19 protein-coding genes and 1 pseudogene are annotated in these 21,925 nt (G+C 70.2%); 9 read left to right on the top strand and 11 right to left on the bottom strand.

The genetic code is table 11. The annotated features are described in order from the left end of the window. The 5 genes from FFS25_RS06230 to FFS25_RS06210 all read right to left on the bottom strand — a co-directional run bounded on the left by FFS25_RS06230 (position 1) and on the right by FFS25_RS06210 (position 5,526). The gene (locus tag FFS25_RS06230) at positions 1-1,134 is read right to left on the bottom strand and encodes a pseudouridine synthase (protein WP_137802277.1); all 1,134 of its coding nucleotides are present in this window, start codon (positions 1,132-1,134) and stop codon (positions 1-3) included. A 362-nt stretch (positions 1,135-1,496) separates the two neighbouring features. Beyond that, the gene (scpB, locus tag FFS25_RS06225; RefSeq protein ID WP_137802276.1) at positions 1,497-2,168 is read right to left on the bottom strand and encodes an SMC-Scp complex subunit ScpB; all 672 of its coding nucleotides are present in this window, start codon (positions 2,166-2,168) and stop codon (positions 1,497-1,499) included. Then, complete coding sequence (locus FFS25_RS06220; RefSeq protein WP_137802275.1) at positions 2,165-3,058, bottom strand: segregation and condensation protein A; 894 nt, start codon at positions 3,056-3,058, stop codon at positions 2,165-2,167. Before FFS25_RS06220 ends, scpB begins: the two co-directional genes overlap by 4 nt. A 7-nt stretch (positions 3,059-3,065) precedes the next feature. Then, a complete protein-coding gene (locus tag FFS25_RS06215) occupies positions 3,066-3,959 on the bottom strand; it encodes a ParA family protein (RefSeq protein WP_137802274.1) in 894 nt (297 codons plus the stop codon). A gap of 169 nt (positions 3,960-4,128) precedes the next feature. After that, positions 4,129-5,526, bottom strand: coding sequence for a cation:dicarboxylate symporter family transporter (locus FFS25_RS06210; protein ID WP_024290219.1), 1,398 nt, complete (start codon positions 5,524-5,526; stop codon positions 4,129-4,131). 192 nt (positions 5,527-5,718) lie between these two features. On the opposite strand from FFS25_RS06210, the gene FFS25_RS06205 reads away from it, so the two are divergent. From FFS25_RS06205 to FFS25_RS06195, 3 genes are all read left to right on the top strand, one after another. After that, entirely contained in the window at positions 5,719-7,362 is a 1,644-nt protein-coding gene (locus tag FFS25_RS06205) for a sensor histidine kinase (protein ID WP_137802273.1), read from the top strand. Beyond that, on the top strand, positions 7,359-8,054 hold the full coding sequence (locus FFS25_RS06200; protein WP_053447573.1) for a response regulator: 696 nt from the start codon (positions 7,359-7,361) through the stop codon (positions 8,052-8,054). The genes FFS25_RS06205 and FFS25_RS06200 overlap by 4 nt, the downstream gene beginning before the upstream one ends. A 76-nt stretch (positions 8,055-8,130) precedes the next feature. Then, positions 8,131-8,976 (top strand): AMP-binding protein, encoded by an 846-nt coding sequence (locus tag FFS25_RS06195; RefSeq protein ID WP_137802272.1) that lies wholly within the window; start codon positions 8,131-8,133, stop codon positions 8,974-8,976. Positions 8,977-9,020: 44 nt separating this feature from the next. On the opposite strand, the gene FFS25_RS06190 is transcribed toward FFS25_RS06195, so the two are convergent. Continuing rightward, positions 9,021-10,991 carry an acetate--CoA ligase gene (locus tag FFS25_RS06190; RefSeq protein ID WP_137802271.1) on the bottom strand — a complete coding sequence of 657 codons (1,971 nt, stop codon included), beginning with the start codon at positions 10,989-10,991 and terminating at the stop codon, positions 9,021-9,023. Between the two features lie 279 nt (positions 10,992-11,270). On the opposite strand from FFS25_RS06190, the gene FFS25_RS06185 reads away from it, so the two are divergent. From FFS25_RS06185 to FFS25_RS06160, 6 genes are all read left to right on the top strand, one after another. After that, positions 11,271-11,927, top strand: a complete 657-nt coding sequence (locus FFS25_RS06185; RefSeq protein WP_137802270.1) for a GntR family transcriptional regulator — start codon at positions 11,271-11,273, stop codon at positions 11,925-11,927. Continuing rightward, positions 11,924-13,441, top strand: a complete 1,518-nt coding sequence (locus FFS25_RS06180; RefSeq protein WP_137802269.1) for an MmgE/PrpD family protein — start codon at positions 11,924-11,926, stop codon at positions 13,439-13,441. Before FFS25_RS06185 ends, FFS25_RS06180 begins: the two co-directional genes overlap by 4 nt. Next, on the top strand, positions 13,441-14,346 hold the full coding sequence (gene prpB / locus FFS25_RS06175; protein WP_137802268.1) for a methylisocitrate lyase: 906 nt from the start codon (positions 13,441-13,443) through the stop codon (positions 14,344-14,346). The genes FFS25_RS06180 and prpB overlap by 1 nt, the downstream gene beginning before the upstream one ends. Further along, positions 14,346-15,506 carry a bifunctional 2-methylcitrate synthase/citrate synthase gene (locus FFS25_RS06170; RefSeq protein WP_137802267.1) on the top strand — a complete coding sequence of 387 codons (1,161 nt, stop codon included), beginning with the start codon at positions 14,346-14,348 and terminating at the stop codon, positions 15,504-15,506. Before prpB ends, FFS25_RS06170 begins: the two co-directional genes overlap by 1 nt. A gap of 160 nt (positions 15,507-15,666) precedes the next feature. Then, positions 15,667-15,873, top strand: coding sequence for a hypothetical protein (locus tag FFS25_RS06165; protein WP_137802266.1), 207 nt, complete (start codon positions 15,667-15,669; stop codon positions 15,871-15,873). Then, positions 15,870-16,931 (top strand): FUSC family protein, encoded by a 1,062-nt coding sequence (locus FFS25_RS06160; RefSeq protein ID WP_137802265.1) that lies wholly within the window; start codon positions 15,870-15,872, stop codon positions 16,929-16,931. Before FFS25_RS06165 ends, FFS25_RS06160 begins: the two co-directional genes overlap by 4 nt. Here FFS25_RS06160 and FFS25_RS13745 read toward each other — a convergent pair. The 5 genes and pseudogenes from FFS25_RS13745 to pyrG all read right to left on the bottom strand — a co-directional run. Continuing rightward, positions 16,876-17,007, bottom strand: a pseudogene (locus FFS25_RS13745) (site-specific tyrosine recombinase XerD); the annotation flags it as partial. The gene FFS25_RS06160 and the pseudogene FFS25_RS13745 overlap by 56 nt on opposite strands. A 192-nt stretch (positions 17,008-17,199) precedes the next feature. Further along, a complete protein-coding gene (locus FFS25_RS06150) occupies positions 17,200-18,288 on the bottom strand; it encodes a hypothetical protein (RefSeq protein WP_249933799.1) in 1,089 nt (362 codons plus the stop codon). Positions 18,289-18,376: 88 nt separating this feature from the next. Next, positions 18,377-19,369 carry a site-specific tyrosine recombinase XerD gene (locus FFS25_RS06145; protein WP_137802264.1) on the bottom strand — a complete coding sequence of 331 codons (993 nt, stop codon included), beginning with the start codon at positions 19,367-19,369 and terminating at the stop codon, positions 18,377-18,379. A gap of 81 nt (positions 19,370-19,450) precedes the next feature. After that, complete coding sequence (locus FFS25_RS06140) at positions 19,451-20,146, bottom strand: NUDIX domain-containing protein (RefSeq protein ID WP_137802263.1); 696 nt, start codon at positions 20,144-20,146, stop codon at positions 19,451-19,453. Positions 20,147-20,151: 5 nt separating this feature from the next. Continuing rightward, on the bottom strand, positions 20,152-21,906 hold the full coding sequence (pyrG, locus tag FFS25_RS06135) for a CTP synthase (protein WP_137802262.1): 1,755 nt from the start codon (positions 21,904-21,906) through the stop codon (positions 20,152-20,154). Positions 21,907-21,925 lie beyond the last annotated feature (19 nt).

Genomic DNA, 21,925 nt, shown 5'->3' with positions numbered 1-21,925 from the left:
TCAGCCTTCCAGGCCCACGGAGGCCAGCAGGTGCCCGACCTCGGTGTTGGACAGATCGCGCACCACGCCCTGCTTCTGATCGCCGATGCGGATGGGGCCCACCTGGGTGCGCACCAGGCGCTCCACGGGGTAGCCCACGGCGTCGAAGAGGCGGCGGATGATGCGGTTGCGGCCCGAGTGCAGCACGACCTCGACCAGGATGTGGCCGGGCACGGAGTCGACCAGGCGGAACTCGTCCACCTTGGCCACGCCGTCCTCGAGCTCCACGCCGGCCTTCATGATGTCGCCGATGCCCTTCTCCATGGGCCCGCGCACCTGCACCAGGTAGGTCTTGGGCACCTCGTAGGAGGGGTGGGTCAGGCGGTTGGTGAGCTCGCCGTCGTTGGTCAGCAGCAGCAGGCCCTCGGTCTCCGAGTCCAGGCGGCCCACGTGGAAGACGCGGTGCTGGAGGTGCTTGGAGGAGGTGAGGAAGTCCGAGATGCACGGACGCCCCTCCTGGTCCTCCATCGAGGACACGACGCCCTCGGGCTTGTTGAAGGCGAAGTAGACGAGCTTGTCATCGAGCTGGATGGGCAGCCCGTCGACCGTGATCTCCACGGTCTTGGGGTCCACGCGCACGCCGAGTTCGGTGACCTTCTGGCCGTCGACCGTCACGCGGCCCTCGGCGATCATCTCCTCGCACACCCGCCGCGAGGCGACTCCGGCGTTGGCCAGCAGCTTCTGCAGGCGCACGCCCTCGGAGTCGTGGACCTCCAGGCGGTCCACCGGCGGGTTCTTGGGACGACGACGGCGGTGCGGTCCGTAGATCGCCACCTTGTCCGGCATCTTGCGCTCGTAGCGCTCCGACTTGGCGAAGGGCTTGGGGCCCTTCTGGCCCTTGGGCGCCTTGGGGCCGACGGCATTCGCCTTGGTGGCGGGCTTGCCGGGACGGCCCTTGGGGCCTCCGGCTGCTGCACCGCGGGGGCCGGCGCCCTTGGGGCCGGTCTTGGGGCCGCTCTTCGGGCCCTTGCCGGGGCCGCCGGAGCGTCCCGGTGCGCCGGAGCGGCCGCCCGAGCCCTTGCCGGGGCGGGACGGGCCGCTGCCGCGGCTCTGGGAGGGGCGCTTGCCCCGGGAGTTCGAATGGTTCTCAGCCATGTCGCACTGTCCTTTGCAGGTCTGTGGTGGTCTGTCGGTGCCGCCGGGCACGACGCTGACTCGCATGCTGGGCAGCGGCAGCGCCGGGATCGTTCGCGTGCCGGGCCTGACGTCCTGTGGGAGTCGGCTCAGCACGCACCGAGCCGCCGCGAGGGCGGGCGTCGGTCGGCGGTCGTCGTCGCTCGATCGGTGCGGACCCTCGTTCGGGTCCCGCTGTGCCGGTCGGCGTGATGTGCGGGGATTCCCGCGCGGACGACAGGCCATCCTATCCGCTGAGCACCCGCCGGCGCAGTACCCGGGATCACGCGCGGCGCAGGGAGCCCGCCGCTTGGCAACACCCCTCAGCCGCGAGGGGCGGCGGCTCAGCCGTCGTAGTCGCCGACGTCCTCGACGCCGGGCAGGTACGGCGAGATCTGCGGCAGCTCGGAGATCGAGTCCAGGCCGAGCTTCTCCAGGAAATACGGGGTGGTGCCGTAGAGCAGCGCGCCGGTCAGCGGATCGCGCTCCATCTCCTGCACGAGCCCGCGGGCCACCAGGGTGCGCACCACGCCGTCGACGTTCACGCCGCGGATCGCCGAGACGCGCGCCCGGCTGACCGGCTGGCGATAGGCGATCACGGCCAGGGTCTCCATCGCGGCCTGCGACAGCCGCGAGGTCTGTCCCTCGAGCACGAAGGCCTGCACCACCGGGGCGAACTCCGCGCGCGAGTAGAAGCGCCAGCCCCCGCCCACCTTCCGCAGCTCGAAACCGCGCGGCACGGCCGGGTCGTCGTCATCGCCGGTGAGGCCGTCGTACTCGGCGCGCAGCGAATCCAGGGTCGCGCGGATCTCGTCGACGGGCTGACTGAGGACCTCGGCCAGGTCGAACTCGGAGACGGGGCGCTCGGCGACCATGAGCACGGCCTCGATCGCGGCGGCCAGTCCCCCGGGCAGGGTGTCGACGTCGACGACGCCGGCGGAGATCTCCTGCGCCGGGGACGACGCGGCCGCCTCGTCCGCGCTGCCGTCGGGGGCGGGCTCGTGCTGCTCAGTCATGGGGCCGTGCCTTGTGCCGCGGGGCCCTCGGCGGCGGGATCGGTCGGGGCGGGGACGTCGTGCTCGTCGGAGAGCCGCTCGGGGCTCCAGTCCTCGGGGGCGGTCCAGGTGATCCAGACATCGGCCAGCGGCTCGTCCTGGCGGACGTCGATCGCGCGGTCGCGGAACAGCTCCAGGACCGACAGGAAGCGCACGACGACCACCAGCACCGTCTCGGCGTCGGCGATCAGCTCGGCGAAGGCGTGCTCCTGGCCGTCGGCGAGCATCAGGCGCAGCTGATCGGCCTCCTCGCGCACGGTGACCTCGGAGCCGTGGAGGTGATCCACGCCGACCTCGGTGGGCGCGGCCTCCTTGGGCGTGAGCGCCCGGATCGCGATCTGGGCGAACTCCTCGGGGGTGGTGCGCCAGATCAGCTCGGGCATGAGCTTCGCGAACTGCGGCTCCAGCGGCACGGAGCGGGCCTGGCGGGCGGACTCGGTGCGCATGGTCTGGGCCATGAGCCGGGACATGTCCTTGAACGCCTTGTACTGCAGCAGCCGGGCGAAGAGGAGGTCGCGGGCCTCCAGCACGGCCAGGTCGGCCTCGTCGTCGACCTCGCCGCGCGGCAGCAGCCGGGCCGCCTTCAGATCCAGCAGCGTGGCGGCCACGACCAGGAACTCGCTGGCGGCGTCCAGGGCCGCCAGCGAGTTCGTCTCGCGCAGGGCGCGGACGTAGTCCAGGAACTCGTCGGTGACCATCGACAGCGAGACCGTGGTGATGTCGAGCTCGTGCTTGCCGATCAGCCCCAGCAGGACCTCGAACGGCCCGGCGAAGTTCTCGAGCTCGACCGCGAAGCCGCCCTCGGACCCGGCCAGGCCCGAGGACTCGATCTCCGGGACGAGTGCGCTCATGCGCGAATCACGGAGCGCCGCCGCGCGAGATCAGCTCCCGGGCCAGCTGGCGGTAGGCATCCGCGCCCGCGTGGTTGGTCGCGAACGACGTGATCGGCTCGGCGGCGACCGTGGCGTCCGGGAACTTCACGGTGCGCTTGATGACGGTGTCGAAGACCTTGTCGCCGAAGGCCTCCACGATCCGGTCCAGCACCTCGCGCGAATGCAGGGTGCGGGAGTCGAACATGGTGGCCAGGACGCCGTCGATCTGCAGCTTGGGGTTCAGCCGGTCCTGGACCTTCTCGATCGAGTCCACCAGCAGGGCCACCGCGCGCAGGGCGAAGAACTCGCAGATCAGCGGGATGATCACGCCGTGGGCGGCGGTCAGCGCGTTGACGGTCAGCAGCCCGAGCGAGGGCTGGCAGTCGATGAGGATGACGTCGTAGTGGTCCTCGACCTTGCGCAGCGCCGAGGCCAGGACCTGCTCGCGGGCCACCTCTGAGACCAGCTGGACCTCGGCGGCCGAGAGGTCGATGTTGGCGGGCATGAGGTCGATGCCCTCGGTCTCGGTCTCCAGGATCACGTCCCAGGGGTCGACCCCGCGCTCCATCATCACGTTGTAGATGGTCTGGTCGAGCTCGTGGGGGTTCGCGCCGAAGCCCGCCGACAGCGCGCCCTGCGGATCGAAGTCCACCATGAGGACCTTGCGCCCGGTCTCGGCCAGGGCCGCGCCCAGGTTGATGGTCGACGTCGTCTTGCCCACGCCGCCCTTCTGGTTGACCATCGCGATGATCCGCGCCGGCCCATGCGAGTCGAGCTCGGGCGGGTTCGGGAAGCGACGCAGCGGGCGCCCGGTGGGGCCGACCTTGTCGGTCTCGGCGTCGCCGAGCTCGGGGAACCGATCCTCGTTCTTGCTGCTCACTGTGGGAACCACTCCTGGTCTGGGGACGGCGTGCGAGCCGCGCCGACGCGCGCCCGCCTTCTCTGGCCAGTCACCCTACCGCCGCGGGGCGGGACCTGCATGGACGCGCCGCCTGGCCGAGCGCTTCCGCGGCAAGGGCCAGGCGGCGCATGCAGTGCCTGCCGGAACCTCAGGCGAGCTTCGACTGCTCGTGGCCCTCGAGTGCCTGCTCGGGGGCGGTCGGCGAGGCGTGCGGGTCCACAGCCATCTGCGCCTCGTCGAAGGGCAGCTTCCCGGACAGCACCTGGCTCACCCGGTCCCGGTCGATCTCACGGACCCAGGTGCCCAGCACCAGCGTGGCCACGGCATTGCCGGAGAAGTTGGTCAGCGCACGAGCCTCGGACATGAACCGGTCGATGCCCACGATCAGCCCCACGCCGTCGACGAGATCAGGACGGTGCGACTGCAGGCCGGCCGCCAGGGTGGCGATGCCCGCACCGGAGACGCCGGCCGCGCCCTTCGAGGCGATGATCATGAACAGCAGCAGGGTGATCTGCTCGCCCAGTGCCAGCGGAGTGCCCATGGCATCGGCCACGAACAGGGCACCCATGGTCAGGTAGATGGCCGTGCCGTCGAGATTGAACGAGTAGCCGGTGGGCACAACGACGCCCACGACCGGCTTGGAGACACCCAGGTGCTCCATCTTGGCGATCAGCCGCGGCAGTGCCGCCTCGGACGACGAGGTCGAGAAGATCAGCAGGTACTCGCGGGCCAGGTACTTCATGAGCGAGAAGATGTTCACCCCGGTCACGATCTTCAGCATCAGGCCGAGGATCACGATGATGAAAAGAGCGCAGGTGATGTAGAACGCGAGCATCAGCACCAGCATCGACGTGATGGCCTGCACGCCGGTGGCGCCCACCACGGCTGCGATCGCGCCGAACGCGCCGAGCGGTGCCAGCCACATGACCATCATCAGCAGTCGGAACACGACGGCCTGGATGTAGGTCACCGCCTTGAGCACGGGCCGACCGGATTCTCCCATCGCCTGCAGCGCGAAGCCCACGAGCAGTGCGACGAACAGGGTCTGCAGGATGTTGCCGGAGGTCAACGATGACACCAGCGTGGTGGGGATGATCGCCAGGAGGAACCCGACGGTCCCCTCCTCGGCACCGGCGCCATGGGAAGCGTCGGCGGGGACCTCGTACGTCGCGTTGCTCATGTCCAGGCCGGAGCCGGGCTGGACGATGTTGCCCACCACCAGGCCGATGGCCAGGGCGAAGGTCGACATGGCGATGAAGTAGGCCAGAGCCATGCCCCCGACCTTGCCGACCGTGGCCGCCTTGGCGATCGAGCCGACGCCCAGCACGATCGTGCAGAAGATGACCGGAGCGATCATCATCTTGATCAGCGCGATGAACCCGGTGCCGACGGGCTTCAGCGCCACTCCGACCTCCGGAGCGACCAGTCCCAGGACGGCACCGGCGACCACAGCGATGATCACGGCGATGTAGAGGGTGTGCGTGCGGTCCTTCTTCTTCCGGGGCGCTGTCGACGACGTCGGGCCCGGCTGCTCGGCTGCTGCCATGTGCTGCTCCTGAACGATGCGACGCCGGACGATGCCGGCGGTGGGCGGTGCTGCGCCTCGCTCGGCGCCGCAACCAGCTTGACGGGATCTGTGATGCACGTCTCGTTGTGGTCGTTGTGGTCGTGAGCGGGACCACAAGCGGTCAGCGAGGTGGGAGACTTCCGGACACCCCGATCCGCACGAGGAGCTCCTATGTCCCTGGCCCGCCGCATCCTGGTCCTGCAGCTGCTGCTGGTCCTTGTCCTAGCAGCCGTCTTCGGCGCCGTGCTCATCCACCGAGCCGCCCAGGATGCTGACGAGCGAGCCCGCGAGATCAGCCGCACCATGTCCATAGCCCTGGCTGACGATCCGTTCGTGATCGAGCAGTCGGGTGCTGACGACCCCCACGCCCAGCTGCAGCCCCTGGCGGATGACCTCGTGCGCAGCACCGAGCTCGACTGGATCACCATCATGTCGCCAGAGGGCATCCGATGGACCCACCCTCGGCCGGAGATGATCGGGCAGCGATTCCGCGGCTCGATCGAGGAAGCGCGCAGCGGGCAGGTCAGGACCTCGACGGAACAGGGGCAGCTCGGCCTGTCGGCCCGCACCACCGCGCCGGTGCGCGACGAGGACGGAGAGATCGTCGCTCTGGTCTCCACGGGGGTGCTGGTCGAGCACACCGCCGACGAGGTCTGGGCCGAGGCCCCGTTGCTGCTCGGGATGGCGCTGGCGCTGCTCGCAGCCGGGGCTGCGGCCCATCTTCCCCTGGCCCGCTACCTCTCCCAGCGCACCGGGGGACGGACTCCGGAGGAGCTGGCCGAGGCCGTCTCGGTTCAGGACGCCGTGCTCGAGCAGGCGGCCCAGGGCCTTCTGCTGATCGAGGACGGCAGACTCATGCTCGCCAACGCTCGAGCTCGTGAGCTGCTGGGCCTGACCGAGCCTGCCCTGGAAGCCCTCCAGCAGCCGGACGGGCGCAGCCTTGTCTACCGATGGGCCGATCGGCGACGTCGTCGAGGCATCCCCCTGGAGGAAGCGAGTCTGCCCCCGCAGCTGCAGGACCTGCTCACCGGGCAGCAGGAGGTCCGCGAGCAGTGGATCATGCACGGCGAGCGCACCCTGATCGTCTCCCTGCTGCGCGCGTCGGAGCCCTCGACCGGAATGGTCGCGATCCTGCGCGATCACACCGAGCTCACCCGGCTGTCCGGCCAGCTGCGTGCGACCACCACGATGGCCCAGGCGCTGCGCTCGCAGACCCACGAGCACGCGAACCGGATGCACACGATCGTCGCACTGCTGGAGCTCGGCGAGTCCGAGCAGGCGAGGCGCTTCGCCGCCGCGGATCAGCAGCGGACCTTGAGTCTGGCCGGGGACGTCGGGGCAGGGATCGAGGATCCCGTGCTCACGGCCCTGCTGCTGGGCAAGGCCTCCGCGGCCCAGGAGCGCGGAGTCCGACTGGAGGTCCATGTGGCGGACGGAGCCCCCGGACTTCCGCTGAGTGCATCGGAGACCGTGACCGTCGTGGGCAATCTCATCGACAACGCAATCGAAGCAGCCGTCGCCGCATCCGGTGCCGAAGGGCCGCTGGTGGAAGTCGAGATCGCGCACGATGATGACGGCGCCGCGATCCTCAGCGTCGCGGATTCGGGGCCGGGCATCGAGGCGTCGGTGCGGGAGCGGATCTTCCAGCGCGGCGCCTCCACGAAGTATTCGGACACCGTGGGCGGCCACGGTGTGGGACTTGCACTCGTGAGCGAGATCGTCCACCGCCATCGCGGTGCGATCGAGGTGATCGACGACGGCGGCACGGCCTTCGTGCTCAGCTTCCCCCTGGTCTCGAAGGAGGTTCGATCATGAGCAGAGAGCTGCGGGTGGTCGTCGTGGAAGACGAGCCGCTGACCCGGGACGCGCACCTGCGGTTCGTTCAGCAGGTACCGGGATTCGAGGCGGCGGGCAGTGCGGCCACAGCCGCAGAAGCCCTGCGAGCCGTGAGTTCGCTGCGTCGCGAAGGCCGCCCCGCGGACCTTCTGCTGCTGGATGTGAATCTCCCCGACGCCACCGGCATCGACGTCGCACGCCGGCTGCGCGCCGCCGGAGAGGACGTGGACATCCTCGCGGTGACAGCCCACAGGGATGTGGAGACGGTTCGAGCAGCTGCCTCGCTCGGAGTCGTCGGCTACCTCGTGAAGCCCTTCACCCGCGAGCAGCTGCTGCATCGCCTGGCCGCCTATCAGCAGTACCGCACCAGTCTGCGGGGAGAGCAGCCGCTCGATCAGGAGGCGATCGATCGAGCACTCGATGGGCTTCGGCCATTCGCAGCCTCGGGCAGCCCCAAGGGCCTGTCCCCTGAGACGCTGGAGCGCGTGGCCCAGGAGCTGGCGGCACTGCCGTGGCAGTCGGCGGCCGAGGTCGCGGCGCGGACGGGCATCTCCCGCGTGACGGCTCGGCGCTATCTGGAGCACCTGACCGAGGTCGACCGCGCACAGCGCCGGGCACGCCGCGGCACGGTGGGCCGACCCGAGATGGAGTATCGGTCCTGCGGCGATTGAGGGCCCCGTTCGACGGCACCCGTGGCACCGAAGGAGCGAAGACTCCCTGGTGGTCGATCGCACGCCCGGATAGCCGGTGGCGCACACCACCTCGAGGGCGTGCGGCAGGCCGCACCGAGGGAGGACTTCAGCATGGACGGCACCACGGCCCCGGAGTGCATCACCCCTCCCCTCGGGCAGCCCCCGGCCGGAGACACGATCCGGGATCTCACCGGGCGATCGGGTTGCCGCCTTCGGCGCGAACTACGACGCCTTCGCGATCCTCTTCCTGGCCTGCGCGTCCATGGCCGCGGTGCACGTGCCGGTGAACTTCGCCCTCAAGGGCGAGGAGCTGCGCCACATCCTGCGCGATGCGGACGTCGCCCTGATCGCCGCGGATCCCGCCCTGCTGGGCCTGGCCGAGGAAACGGCAGCCGATCTGACCCGCGAGCGCGGCGCGGAGGCGCTGGCCGTGTGGCCCCTGCTGCCCGCCGACGAGCAGCGGGAGGCCTCGGTGCTCGAGACGGCTTCGGAGGCCTCCCTCGGCGAGGAGGCGCCGTCGGTCGAGATCGCGCCGGAGGACCTGGCGCAGGTGCTCTACACCTCCGGGACCACCTCGGCCCCCAGGGGCGCCATGATGACCCACCGGGCGCTGGTCGCCGAATACCTCTCGGCCATCATCGCCCTGGACCTCTGCGCCGAGGACCGGCCGCTGGTGGCCATGCCGCCCGACGAGCGCTGGGGCGAGGCCATCACGGCGGTGATCGTAGTGCATCCCGACCAGCAGCTCACCGCGGAGACGGTCCGCCGGCACGCCCGCGAGCGCCTGGCCGACTACAAGGTGCCCAAGCACGTGGAGTGCGTGGCCGAGCTGCCGCGCAACCAGTCCGGCAAGCTGCTCAAGCGCGAGCTGCGCGCTCAGCGCACGGCTCCGCGCGACTGACAGCGGCGGGGCGATCCGCCCGGCAGGATCGCCCCGCCGCGCACTCACCGGCCCCGCAGCACGGGCTCCAGCGCCTCCAGCACGGCCGGATCCTCGATGGTCGAGGGCACCGGCGCCTCCTGGCCATCGGCCATCTGGCGCATGGTCTTGCGCAGGATCTTCCCGGAGCGGGTCTTGGGCAGAGCCTCGACCACCGCGATCTGCTTGAGGTCGGCGACCGCGCCGATCTCCCGGCGCACGAGCTGCACGAGCTCCTCGCTGAGCTGCTCCTGCGAGGTCTCGATGCCCTGCTTGACCACCACGTATCCGCACGGGCGCTGGCCCTTGAGCTCATCGGCCACGCCGATCACGGCGCACTCGGCCACCGCGGGGTGCTGGGCCAGGGCCTGCTCGAGCGCACCGGTGGAGAGCCGGTGTCCGGAGACGTTGATGACATCGTCGGTGCGGCCCATCACGAAGACGTAGCCGTCCTCGTCGATCCGCCCGGAGTCGCCCGTGACGTAGTACCCGGGGAAGGCCTCCAGGTAGGCGCTGCGGAAGCGGTCGTCGCTGCCCCACAGGGTGGCCAGCGTGCCCGGCGGCAGCGGCAGGCGCACGGCGATGTTGCCCTCCTCCCCCTGTGGCACCGGCTCGCCCAGCGGATCCAGGATCTCGATCTCGTAGCCCGGGATCGGCACCGTGGAGGAGCCGGACTTCAGCGGCAGCCGCTCCAGGCCCACCGGGTTGCCGGTGATGGCCCAGCCGGTCTCGGTCTGCCACCAGTGATCGACCACGGGGATATCCAGCGCCCTGCCCGCCCAGCTCCAGGTCTCCGGGTCCAGGCGCTCGCCGGCCACGAACAGCGTGTCCAGGCTCGACAGGTCGTGCTCGGCCACCAGCTCGCCCTCGGGGTCCTGCCTGCGGATGGCCCGCAGCGCGGTGGGGGCGGTGAAGAAGGCCTTCACGCGGTGCTCGGCCACCAGCCGCCAGAACGCACCGGCATCCGGGGTGCCCACCGGCTTGCCCTCGTAGAGCACGGTCGTGGCCCCGGCCAGCAGCGGCGCGTAGACGATGTAGGAGTGGCCCACGACCCAGCCCACGTCCGAGGCGGTGCACATGACCTCGCCGGGGCCGATGTCGTAGATGTTGGCCATGGACCAGCTCAGCGCCACGGCGTGGCCGCCGTTGTCCCGCACGACGCCCTTGGGGCTGCCGGTCGTGCCGGAGGTGTAGAGGATGTAGAGCGGATCGGTGGCAGCGACCTCGACCGGCTCGGCAGGCTCGGCGGCCTCGACCGCCTCCTGCCAGTCCACCCACTCCAGGCCGTCGACGGCCGCGCGCTCGCGCATGCCCGCGACGTCGTGCTCGAAGCCCTCACGCCCGACCACCAGCACCGCAGACGGCTTATGCTCGGCCATCTGCACCGCCTCCTCCACGGAGGGCAGGTACTCGATGCGTCGCTTGGGCTCCACTCCGCCGGAGGCCGTGATGACGGCGCGCGGGGCGCAGTCGTCGATCCGCACGGCGAGCTCGCGCGGGGCGAAGCCGCCGAAGACCACCGAGTGCACCGCGCCCAGCCGGGCGCAGGCCAGCATGGAGATCAGCGCCTCCGGGATCATCGGGAGGTAGATGAGCACCCGATCGCCCTTCTGCACGCCCAGCTCCCGCAGGGCCCCGGCGGCCTGCGCCACCCGGTCCTGCAGCTGGGCATAGGTGATCGTCTCCTGCCACTCGAGCACGGCGGAGTCGTAGATGATGGCCGCCTGATCCCCGCGACCGGCCGCGACGTGGCGGTCCACCGCATTGGCGCACGTGTTGAGCGTGGCCTCCGGGAACCAGCGGAAGATCGGGTCGCCGGAACCATCCAGCGCCCGGCTGGGCGGCGTCATCCAGTCGATGCCCTGGGCTGCCTCCAGCCAGAAGCCCTCCCGATCCTCGACGCTGCGCCGCCACGCCCCGGAGTAGGTGCCGTCGCCGGGCAGCGTGCGCTCGGCGGTTGTGGTGGGGCGGGGCTGGTCCGCGCTGTGCTGGCTCATGGATGCTCCTTGTCCGTGCTGTGCGTGGCTCGTGGGCCGGTCCGGTCCGGGGCGCCGCGCAGGCGATGCACGCGGTGCGCCGCCGCCGGGCCCCGCCCGGTTCCATGTCCGCCACAGTAGTGACTCAGCTCACTCAGCACCACCCCTGTGTATACATTGATGCCCATCGCCTGCTCGGCGGCGTGACAGGAACCACAGTCCGTGGCAGGGTGTGTATACACAGCAGGCGCCGCGAGCACGTCGGGCGCCCACCGAGCCCCCCGGGCGGAGAGGAGCACCATGCGAGCAGGTCAGCGCGTGCACCTCCAGCTGCGCACGGAGATCCTCAACGGAGATCTCACCCCCGGGGCACCCCTGGGGGAAGTCGAGCTCTCCGAGCGCTTCGGGACCTCCCGCACGCCGGTGCGCGAGGCCCTGGGCCTGCTGGCCGCCGACGGCCTGGCCGAGCAGATCGGAGGCCGCGGCACGGCGGTCAGCCGGATCAGCGCCGCGGACATCGAGCCGCTGTTCGAGCTCCGCGAGGCCCTCGAGGTCAAGGCCGCTCGCCTGGCGGCGGTGCGCTGCACGCCGGGCGACTTCGTGCATCTGGCCGAGCAGCTGCAGGGCATCTCGATCCAGCTGGACCAAGACCCCATCCCGGACGAGTACTACGAGCTCGTCGCCCGCATGGACCAGATGATCGACGACGCCGCGGCCAACCCCTGGCTCGTCACCGCCCTGGAGACCGTGCGCACCCAGCTCATCCGGGTGCGCCGGCTCTCGTCCCACGACCCGTCCCGGCTGGTCAGCGCCGCCCAGGAGCACGCCGCGATCGCCCGGGCCATCGCCTCCGGCTCCGAGCAGCTGGCCGAGGCCGCCGTGCGCCTGCACCTGCACCAGGCCCTGAGCGCAGCCCTCGAGAAGACCGAAACCACCGCATCAGAGAGGACGTCATGACCGTCAACCACACCGTGAAGGTCCACCCGTCATCGGCGCAGCTGCCCCGCGAGGAGCAGCTGGCCTGGAAGATCGCCGAGGTCGCCGCCGACCCGGTGGAGGTCTCCCCCGAGGTCACCGACATGGTGATCAACCGCGTGCTGGACAACGCCTCGGTCGCCATGGCCTCGATCAACCGCGCCCCCATCGTCTCGGCCCGCGACCAGGCCCTGCGCCACCGCCCGGCCTCGGACGCCCGCGGCGCGCAGGTCTTCGGCGTGGACTCGGCCACCGCGGTCTCCCCCGAGTGGGCTGCCTGGGCCAACGGCGTGGCCGTGCGCGAGCTCGACTTCCACGACACCTTCCTGGCCGCCGAGTACTCCCACCCCGGCGACAACATCCCGCCGATCCTCGCGGTGGCCCAGCACACCGGCGCCAGCGGCGCGGACCTGGTCCGCGGCATCGCCACCGGCTACGAGATCCAGGTCGATCTGACCAAGGCCATCTGCCTGCACGCCCACAAGATCGACCACGTGGCCCACCTGGGCCCCTCCGCGGCAGCCGGCATCGGCACGCTGCTGCACCTGGACCCGTCCGTGATCTTCCACGCGATCGGCCAGGCCCTGCACACCACCACGGCCACCCGCCAGTCCCGCAAGGGCGAGATCTCCACCTGGAAGGCCCACGCCCCGGCCTTCGCCGGCAAGATGGCCGTGGAGGCCGTCGATCGCGCCATGCGCGGGCAGACTTCCCCCACTCCCATCTGGGAGGGCGAGGACGGCGTGATCGCCTGGCTGCTGGACGGCAAGGACGCCTCCTACGAGGTCCCGCTGCCGGGCCCGAGCGAGGCCAAGCGCGCCATCCTGGACACCTATACCAAGGAGCACTCCGCCGAGTACCAGGCCCAGGCCTGGATCGACCTGGCGCGGCGCCTGCACTCCGAGCACCCGGAGATCACGAACGCGGACAACGTCGACTCGATCGTGCTGCACACGTCGCACCACACCCACTACGTCATCGGCTCCGGCGCCAACGATCCGCAGAAGTACGACCCCAAGGCCTCTCGCGAGACCCTGGATCACTCGATCCCGTACATCTTCACCGTGGCGCTGCAGGACGGCGAATGGAACCACTCGGCCTCCTACGCCCCGGAGCGCGCGGGCCGTCCGGAGACGGTCGCCCTGTGGAACAAGGTCACCACGCAGGAGGATCCGGAGTGGACCCGCCGCTACCACTCCCTGGACATCTCCGAGAAGGCCTTCGGCGGCCGTGCGGAGATCACCCTCACCGACGGCACCCGGATCGTCGAGGAGATCGCCGTGGCGGACGCCCACCCGCTCGGCGCCCGTCCGTTCGCCCGCGAGCAGTACCTGACCAAGCTTCGCTCGCTGGCCGAGGGCGTCGTGGCGGAATCCGAGCTCGAGCGCTTCATCCAGGCGGCCGAGGAGCTGCCCAGCCTGGAGGCGGGCGATCTCGGCGCGCTGAACATCCTGGCCTCCGTCGACCTGGCCACCGGACCCGAGGGGATCTTCTGATGCTGTACTCCCACGTCACCGCCCAGCAGAAGCGCAAGCGCTTCCGCGAGCTGCTCGCCGAGGACCGCTGCGTCCAGTTCCCCGGCACGTTCACGCCGCTGGCCACGTCGATGATCCAGGAGAAGGGCTTCGACGGCGTCTACATCTCCGGCGGCGTCCTGGCCAACGAACTCGGCCTTCCGGACATCGGGCTGACCACGCTCACCGAGGTGGCGACCCGCGGCGGGCAGATCGCCCGCACCACGGACCTGCCCACCCTGATCGACGCCGACACCGGGTTCGGCGAGGCCATGAACGTAGCCCGCACCATCCAGGAGCTCGAGAACGCCGGGCTGTCCGGGTGCCACCTGGAGGACCAGGTCAACCCCAAGCGCTGCGGGCACCTGGACGGCAAGGCCGTCGTGGACCAGGACACCGCCGTGCAGAGACTGCAGGCCGCCGCCAAGGCACGGCGCGATCCGGATTTCGTGCTCATGGCCCGCACCGACATCCGCGCAGTGGACACCCTCGAGGCCACGATCGAGCGTGCCCAGGCGCTGGTCGAGGCCGGTGCGGACGCGATCTTCCCGGAGGCGATGAAGGACCTCTCCGAGTTCGAGGCCGTCGCCGCAGCACTCGACGTGCCGATGCTGGCGAACATGACGGAGTTCGGCAAGTCCGAGCTGTTCACGGTCCAGCAGCTGCAGGACGCCGGGGTCTCCATGGTCATCTACCCCGTCTCCGCACAGCGCGCAGCCATGGGTGCGGTCGAGCGCCTGCTCGACACCATCCGGCAGGACGGCACCCAGCAGGCCGCTGTGCCCCAGATGCAGACGCGAGCGCGTCTGTACGAGACCGTCGACTACGACGGCTACAACCAGTTCGACAGCCAGGTCTTCGCATTCGACGTACCAGGAGGCAAGTGATGAGCACTGCAGATCAGTCCACCCAGGAGCCCGAGGTCCACAAGGGCCTGGCCGGCGTCGTCGCCGACGTCACGGCGGTCTCGAAGGTCAACCCCGAGTCCAACTCCCTGCTCTACCGCGGCTATCCCGTCCAGGAGCTGGCGGCCTCGCGCACGATCGAGGAGGTCGCGCTGCTGCTGTGGAACGGCGAGCTGCCCACCGCGCAGGAGCTGACGGAGTTCGAGGAGTTCGAGCGGGCGCACCGCGACCTGAGCCCCGAGCTCAAGGCCGTGATCGACGCCCTGCCCACGGACTGCCACCCCATGGACGTGTGCCGCACCGCGGTCTCCGTCCTGGGCGCCCAGCACCCCAAGGCCGAGGACGCCTCCCCCGAGGCGGAGCTGGAGAAGTCCAAGGCGCTGTTCGCGGCCATGCCCGCGGTGGTCTGCTACGACCAGCGCCGCCGCCACGGCAAGGGCCCGATCTCCGCCCGCGATGACCTCAGCTACAGCGAGAACCTGCTGTGGATGGCCTTCGGCGAGGAGGCCGATCCGGAGGTCGTCGACGCCTTCAACGTGTCGATGATCCTGTACGCCGAGCACTCCTTCAACGCCTCGACCTTCACGGCGCGCGTGATCACCTCCACGCTGGCGGACCTGCACAGCGCCGTGGTCGGTGCGGTCGGCGCGCTCAAGGGCCCGCTGCACGGCGGCGCCAACGAGGCCGTCATGCACACCTTCCAGGAGCTCGGCATCCGCAACGACGAGTCGGAGGAAGACGCCGAGAAGCGGGCCAAGGAGTGGATGGACCAGGCCCTGGCCGAGAAGAAGAAGGTCATGGGCTTCGGCCACCGCGTGTACAAGAACGGCGACTCGCGCGTGCCGACCATGCAGGACGCCCTGTTCCGCATGCTCGATCACTACGACCGCCGCGAGATCCTGGGCCTCTACAACGGCCTGGCCCGGTCCATGGACGAGGCCAAGCAGATCAAGCCCAACCTGGACTACCCGGCCGGGCCCACGTACTGGCTCATGGGCTTCGACATTCCCACGTTCACCCCGCTGTTCGTGTGCGCCCGCCTCACCGGCTGGACCGCGCACATCATGGAGCAGCGTGCCGCGAACTCGCTGATCCGTCCGCTGTCGGCCTACAACGGCCCCGACGAGCGCCACCTGGACTGATCCTCGATCCGTCCCGACCGGGCCCCGCCGATCCCCAGCGATCGGCGGGGCCCGGTGCGTCCGAGGACTTGCTCGTCGGGACCCGACGACAGCGCCTCGCCTCCGGCTCCCACAGAACACGGCGACGGGACGCCGTCCGGATCTTCGTAGACTCTTCGTCATGCTCGAACTGCACCGCGCCACCGCCGACGACCTGACCGACCCGGTGCTGGAGTCCCTCACCCGCATGATCGGCGGCCTCGTCAGCGACGGCGCAGCCCTCGGCTGGACCGACCCACCCGCGAGGGAAGTGCTCGAGGACCTGCTGCGCGGCATCGGCGACGGCACCCGCTGCGCCGAGATCTTCATGGTCCGCTCCTTCGCGTGATCGTGAAGAGCCACCTCCAGGACTTCCTCCATGTCCCCTCCGGGCGCGGTCACCGCGGGCCTGCCGCGCGCGTCGGGATCGGCATCGCGCTGCCCCTTCTGGCCGTCGTCCTGCTCGGGCGACTGGATCTGTGCGTGCACGTGATCTTCGGATCGCTCACGGGTGTGTTCGGACGCGCGGATGCACCGCGCCTGCGCTTCCAGCACCTGGCGATCGCAGGGGCGCTCATGAGCGGCAGCGTCATCGCCGGGGCGGCCTCGGCCAGCGCCGGGCTCGGCCCCTGGGCTGTGACGTTCGCAGCCGTCGTCGAGGCCGCCGTGCTGTCCGTCGTCTCGGACCGGCTGCAGCTGCGCCCAGCGGGACCCTTCTTCTTCCTGTACGCCTTCACCACCACCGCCGGGGTGCCCGAGCAGGGCCAGCTGTGGGAGTCGGCGCTGGCGGCTGGGGGGAGCGCGGCCACCATCGTGGCCCTGGGCTTCCTCTCGAGGCGCTCCTCCCCCGGCTCCACCACCCGTGCTCCCAGGCCGCAGCCCGAGCGGGTGGACTGGCCGGAGGCGCTGGCGCGGGCCTCACGCTACGCCGTCGCCGTCGGTGCGGCAGGCTCGGTGGCCATCGCCAGCGGCCAGGGCCATCAACACTGGGCGATCCTGGCGGCGACGGCTCCGATCGCCGCGGCGGATCTCGCCGGAGCCGCGAACCGGGTCGTGCACAGCATCATCGGGACCTTCGCCGGCGTGGCCCTGACCGGAGCGCTCCTGCAGGTCGACTGGAGCCCGCTGGGGCTGGCCCTGCTGCTGGCGGCGCTGCAGTTCGCCAATGAGCTGTACGCGGTCCGCCACTACAGCCTGGCCCTGGTGTTCCTCACGCCGGTGGCGCTGATGATGACGAGCTTCGTAGTCGCCACCCCCGCCCGCGAACTCATCGGCGATCGCGTCGTGGAGACGGGCATTGGTGCCGCCCTTGCCCTGCTGCTGGTCGGTGCCACCAGCGGGATGCGCAGCCTCAGCGGGCGCGCGGGTGGGCCATGGCCCAGACTTCGCGCAGGGAGTCTGCGGTGACCAGCGTGTAGACCTGCGTGGTCGTCACCGACGCATGCCCCAGCAGCTCCTGGACCACCCGCAGGCCGGCTCTTCCAGCCGGCGGTCTCGTCCTCCGGCATGCGCTGGGCTGTCCCACGCCGGTCTGCGGTGGCAGTCTGAGGCCGCCTCCGCGTACCCGGAGGCGCTGGTGCGCAGACTGATCATCGGGTCTGCTGCACTTATCAGGCAGCGAAGCCGCAATGAGCTGCCACCAGGCGAACGTGCTGAAGCACGTACCGCGACCGGCTCAGACCAGGTCATCCGTAGTCGTGGCGGTCTCCAGCGCGTGAAGCGAAACATAGCGCTGACGCTGTGTGAAAGCGGAACCCCGGCCGGTTGCTCGATGGGGAAGAACGCCGGGCAGCTCCCGGTGATTCGGGTCCTGGGGACGCGTCAGCAGAAAGACCTGATAAACGCCCGCCGTCCATTCCATGCGCCGCGACGCACGGATGACCCTGGCGATCTTGCGATCGTCCCTATCGCCTGCCTCAAGCTCTTTCGCGTGCTCCTCAGTCCACTCCACGTTGTCCCGACGATGACGGATCAAGGGCACATCTGTCTTGATCTCCTGGTCCGCGTAGAAGGCAAGACGCCTCACAGGTCGGAACCAGCGTCCCGCCTGGCATACGTAGGCTCGCTCCTGCTCATAGAGAGGCCATGCGTGCCTCGCTGCGACGACGACCGTGTCGACCCTCGTCACCGGCCGATCGCCATAGACTCTGGTTGCGCGGTCCGTTGCCCGCAGCCATTCAGCCTTTTCGTTTCCCAGGAGCGCCGCCAGTGCGTGGACGCGTTGCAACTCGAAGGGGATGTCGAGTCCGAGTATCGAATCGTGGTGGGCCAGGCGATTGCGGAACTTGCGGATGGCGTCGACGAGTAGGACTGCTTGCTTGCGCGTCCCGTCGCCGCCGGGAAAGGCATGGCGGAGAGACACCCGCCACTCTTCTTCGTATTTGGAACCGAGCATCCCAGCCCAGAAGCCGAACGACAGGCCGGCGAGGATCTGGTGCCGTGACTCGCGATTCTGAGCGCGCAAGCGCTCACGCACCTCTGCCACGCGTCGCATCGCTTCGGCATCGAGAGGCGGCTCACGCAGGAACCAGGGAATGCCGCACTCCTCATCCTGGTATCGCTGCGCCAAAGCCAGGTCGATGGCATTGCGCATGAACACCTCGACATGGGCGATGAGCTCGTACGCAGCGGACGACATCTCAGCGCTCCACTTGTACAGCTTGAGGGCTGCTTCCACGTCGTCGCCGGCCTCGCGCAGGTACGGTGCGAATCGCGGCTCGGAGACGGCCGAGCGGATGTCAGGAAGGGCGGCATCGTCAGTCACGACTTGATGCTATCCTGGCCTAGAACGCCCCGGTGTCGCCTCTGCCTTGCACGCGCCCGGGGCTTCTTACGCGCTCGCGCTCGTTACGTCAGTGGGCGCGCGGGTGGGCCATGGCCCAGACCTCGCGCAGGGAGTCTGCGGTGACCAGCGTGTAGACCTGCGTGGTCGTCACCGACGCATGCCCCAGCAGCTCCTGGACCACCCGCAGGTCCGCTCCTCCCTCGAGCAGGTGCGTGGCGAATGAATGGCGCAGCGTGTGAGGGCTGACCTCCACGCCCTCGGCGCTCAGCCCGGAGCCGTCGGCGGCCTGGGTCACCGTGTTCCACACCGTCTGACGTGAGATCCGCCCGCCGCGCTGATTGAGGAAGACCGCGGCATCGGCCTTGCCCTTGGCCGCCAGCTCCGGCCGCCCGCGCACCATCCACGCGTCCAGCGCCGCCACGGCCGGTCGGCCCAGCGGCACCATCCGCTGCTTCGATCCCTTGCCGAACAGCCGCAGGAACGGCAGCCCCGACGACTGCTCCCCCGACCTCAGCGCCGCCGACAGGTCGTCGACGTCCAGGCCGATGACCTCGGAGGCGCGCGCCCCCGTGGAGTAGAGGACCTCGAGCAGCGCCCGATCGCGCAGCCCGGCAGGCGTGGACGGATCCGGCGCCTCGAGCAGCCGCGTGATCCGCTCGGCGGAGATCGCCTTGGGCAGCCGCATCCCCGGCGTGGGCGGCGGGACCTGGGCGGCGGGATCGTGCTCGGTGAGATCCTCGAGCAGCCAGAAGCGATGCGCACCGCGCACCGCCACCACGACCCGGGCGGCGCTGCGAGCGCTCAGCCCCGCGCCGTCAGCACCGCCGTCGGCCGCCTCCTTCGGCGGTGCCGGGCGCTGCAGCCAGCGCACGAAGCCGGTGACATGGGCGACCGTGATCTCCCGCGGATCACCGACCGGTGGTGCCTGCGCGCCGTCGCCGACCTCCGTCAGGAATCGGACGTAGCGCGCCAGATCCCGTCGATAGGCGCTCAGCGTGTTGGCGGCCAGCCCCCGCTCCACGGCAAGGTGCTGCAGATAGCGCTCGACCGCCCGCTGCACCGCTGACGAAGCAGCAGAGGATTCAGCGGGCGGTCGGGACGCGCGGGACACCGGAGACACCTGGATGCCGAGGCCGACGCGTCAGCGGGCGTCCGGCGGCGTGATGGTCGCGGGAGTCAGCCCGTCGGTGCCGCGCAGCCCGGGATGGGCAGGCCACGCGGCATCGGCCGGGCGCAGCGAGGACCAGCCCGCGGCGCGCGAGGCGTGGGCGGCCAGCACGCCGGTGACCAGGTTGGGGTTGTGCAGGCTGCCGTCGAGCACGGCCGCCACGGCGTCGTCGAGCGGGACCCAGGTGGCCACGATCTCGGACTCCTCGTCCTCGCGCTCGAACTCCTGCTCCAGGGTGGTGAGCTCGCGGGCCAGGTAGATCCGCAGAGACTCCGCTGAGGAGCCGGGGCTGTTGTGGAACTCGACCAGGGTGTCGAGGCGCCCGGCGGACAGGTCCGCCTCCTCCCCCAGCTCGCGAGCGGCGGCCTTGGCCGGGTGCTCGCCCTCCACATCGAGGATGCCTGCGGGGATCTCCCACTGCGTCATCCCCACGGGGTGGCGGTACTGGCGGATGAGCAGGACGCGATCCTGATCGTCCAGCGCCAGGATCGCCACAGCACCGGGGTGGGTGATGAAGTCGCGGGTCATCCGGGGGCCGCCCTCGGAGAGCTCCACCTGCTCCGAGACGACGTCCCAGATCCGGCCCTCGTAGACCGTCTCGGAAGCCAGGACGCGCCGCGGATCCACGCGATCCGTCAGCTCGCCTGCTCCTAGCTCCACGAACTCCATGCGGCTCAGCGCTCCTGGGACTCGTCCGTGCGGGAGGCCTGGCGCTCCAGACCGGCCTTGACCAGCCCGGCGAACAGCGGGTGGGCCTTGGTGGGACGCGAGAGCAGCTCCGGGTGGGCCTGCGTGGAGACGTAGTACGGGTGAGTCTCCCGCGGCAGCTCCACGAACTCGACCAGGGTGCCGTCGGGCGAGGTGCCCGAGATGACCAGACCGGCCTCGGTGAGCTGATCGCGGTACTCGTTGCCGACCTCGTAGCGGTGGCGGTGGCGCTCCTGGACCTCGGTGGCGCCGTAGGCCTCGGCCACGACCGAGCCCTCCGTGAGCCTGGCCGGGTACAGGCCCAGTCGCATGGTGCCGCCCAGATCGCCGGCGCCCTCCACGAACTGCTCCTGCTCGGCCATCGTGGCGATCACGGGAGTGGCCGTGTCCGGGTCGAACTCGGTCGAGGAGGCGTCGTGCAGGCCCACGACGGAGCGGGCGTACTCGATGACCATCGACTGCAGGCCCAGGCACAGGCCCAGGGTGGGCAGGCCCGTGGTGCGCGCGTAGGTCAGCGCGCCGAGCTTGCCCTCCAGGCCGCGGATTCCGAAGCCGCCGGGCACGCAGATGGCGTCGACGTCGCCGAGCTCCCGCGCTGCGCCCTCGGGGGTCTGGCACAGGTCCGAGGCCACCCACTTGATCTTCACGCGGGCGTCGTTGGCGAAGCCGCCGGCGCGCAGCGCCTCGGAGACCGACAGGTAGGCGTCCGGCAGGTCGATGTACTTCCCGACCAGCCCGATCGTCAGGTAGTGCTTGGGCTCGTGGACGGCGCTGAGCAGCTTGTTCCAGTGCGAGAAGTCGGCCTCGGTGCGCTCCATCCCGAAGTAGTCGAGGATGGAGCCGTCCAGGTCCTGGCCGTGCAGGGTCTTGGGGATGTCGTAGATGCTCGGGGCATCGGCGCAGGAGATCACGGAGTCGATGTCGACGTCGCAGGCGTCGGCGATCTTGGCCCGCATGGAGTCCGGCAGGTCGCGATCGCAGCGCAGCACCAGGCCGTCGGGCTGGATGCCGAGGTTGCGCAGCGCAGCCACCGAGTGCTGGGTGGGCTTGGTCTTCAGCTCCTTGGCCGGGCCGATGTACGGGATCAGCGACACGTGCAGGTAGAAGACGTTGCGTCGGCCGATGTCGCGGCGGACCTGGCGGGCGGCCTCGATGAACGGCTGCGACTCGATGTCGCCCACGGTGCCGCCGATCTCGGTGATGATCACGTCCGGGGCCTCCTCGCCCTCCGGCACGTGATCGGCGTGCCAGCGCATGCGCGCCTTGAGCTCGTCCGTGATGTGCGGGATGACCTGCACGGTCTGGCCCAGGTACTCGCCGCGGCGCTCCTTGGCGATCACGGAGGAGTACACCTGGCCGGTGGTCACGTTGGAGGAGGCGTCGAGGTCCTCGTCGAGGAAGCGCTCGTAGTGCCCGATGTCCAGGTCGGTCTCGGCACCGTCGTCGGTCACGAAGACCTCGCCGTGCTGGAACGGGTTCATGGTGCCCGGATCCACGTTGAGGTAGGGATCGAGCTTCTGCATCGTGACCTTGAGGCCGCGGGCCTTGAGGATCATCCCGAGCGAGGAGGCCGTCAGCCCCTTGCCCAGGGACGAGACCACACCGCCCGTCACGAAGATCTGCCGGGTGACCTTGCCGGTGGAGCCGGAGGTCTCTGTCTGCGTATCGCCAGCCGTTGCGGCGGCATTCTGAGCGTTCACCACGGGGTTCGAGCCTATCACTGGACGGTCGGGGGGTCTG

It is taken from the genome of Kocuria sp. 2SI (genome assembly GCF_005502825.1).
GTDB classification, from domain to species: Bacteria; Actinomycetota; Actinomycetes; order Actinomycetales; family Micrococcaceae; genus Kocuria; species Kocuria palustris.
This window is presented reverse-complemented; position numbering and strand designations above follow the sequence as displayed.

Excerpts from the sequence above, each read along its gene's own strand:
- FFS25_RS06230 (WP_137802277.1), bottom strand. The coding sequence starts at position 1,134 with ATGGCTGAGAACCATTCGAACTCCCGGGGCAAGCGCCCCTCCCAGAGC.
- scpB (WP_137802276.1), bottom strand. The coding sequence starts at position 2,168 with ATGACTGAGCAGCACGAGCCCGCCCCCGACGGCAGCGCGGACGAGGCG.
- FFS25_RS06220 (WP_137802275.1), bottom strand. The coding sequence starts at position 3,058 with ATGAGCGCACTCGTCCCGGAGATCGAGTCCTCGGGCCTGGCCGGGTCC.
- FFS25_RS06210 (WP_024290219.1), bottom strand. The coding sequence starts at position 5,526 with ATGGCAGCAGCCGAGCAGCCGGGCCCGACGTCGTCGACAGCGCCCCGG.
- FFS25_RS06205 (WP_137802273.1), top strand. The coding sequence starts at position 5,719 with ATGTCCCTGGCCCGCCGCATCCTGGTCCTGCAGCTGCTGCTGGTCCTT.
- FFS25_RS06200 (WP_053447573.1), top strand. The coding sequence starts at position 7,359 with ATGAGCAGAGAGCTGCGGGTGGTCGTCGTGGAAGACGAGCCGCTGACC.
- FFS25_RS06190 (WP_137802271.1), bottom strand. The coding sequence starts at position 10,991 with ATGAGCCAGCACAGCGCGGACCAGCCCCGCCCCACCACAACCGCCGAG.
- FFS25_RS06185 (WP_137802270.1), top strand. The coding sequence starts at position 11,271 with ATGCGAGCAGGTCAGCGCGTGCACCTCCAGCTGCGCACGGAGATCCTC.
- FFS25_RS06180 (WP_137802269.1), top strand. The coding sequence starts at position 11,924 with ATGACCGTCAACCACACCGTGAAGGTCCACCCGTCATCGGCGCAGCTG.
- prpB (WP_137802268.1), top strand. The coding sequence starts at position 13,441 with ATGCTGTACTCCCACGTCACCGCCCAGCAGAAGCGCAAGCGCTTCCGC.
- FFS25_RS06170 (WP_137802267.1), top strand. The coding sequence starts at position 14,346 with ATGAGCACTGCAGATCAGTCCACCCAGGAGCCCGAGGTCCACAAGGGC.
- FFS25_RS06165 (WP_137802266.1), top strand. The coding sequence starts at position 15,667 with ATGCTCGAACTGCACCGCGCCACCGCCGACGACCTGACCGACCCGGTG.
- FFS25_RS06140 (WP_137802263.1), bottom strand. The coding sequence starts at position 20,146 with ATGGAGTTCGTGGAGCTAGGAGCAGGCGAGCTGACGGATCGCGTGGAT.